Annotated in this window: 1 pseudogene; it reads right to left on the bottom strand. The window is 32.6% G+C overall.

The features are described 5' to 3' along the window. Positions 1-467, bottom strand: a pseudogene (locus GXM17_RS21525) (hypothetical protein); the annotation flags it as partial. Positions 468-518 lie beyond the last annotated feature (51 nt).

Raw genomic sequence — 518 nt, 5'->3', positions numbered from 1 at the left:
AGTAAACCGAAAAGCATTTCAACCAATTCCGCAGTTTCTTCATTTCTTGAAAGTGACGAAATGTAATTTTCTACTTTAGCTATACCTGCGGTAACGGTGTCATCCCATCCTTCATTGATTCTGTAACCAATCGTTATTGTTTCTTTATCAGTAGAAAAAGTGTGCGATTGTCTCTTTTCTTTTAATCCGTAAACTTTATTTTTAAGGTCTAATACCTGTTCAAAATATTTAAAAATTCTCGTTTTCGCGTTACTCATTACTTCTGAAGCCGTGCATAATTCAAATACGGCTTTTGGTACAGTTTCAGTAACTAAATCTTTGAAAGTTTCCCTTTCCTCGCGTTCTTTCGGTTCTACTTTTGCTAATGCTGCTTTTAATTCAGCAGCTGAAAATTTTGTTAAATCTGGTTGTATTGTTTCTGTTGTATTCATAATTATTGGTTCGTTTACTGTTATACTATTTATCATTTTTAAAAAATTGTTCTTGATTAAAACCACCCCATGAAGTGGCTTGTATTT

Origin of the sequence: Flavobacterium fluviatile (assembly GCF_010645065.1) — a bacterium.
GTDB lineage: Bacteria > Bacteroidota > Bacteroidia > Flavobacteriales > Flavobacteriaceae > Flavobacterium > Flavobacterium fluviatile.
Note: the sequence above shows the minus strand (reverse complement) of the source record. Positions and strands in the feature narration are given on the sequence as shown.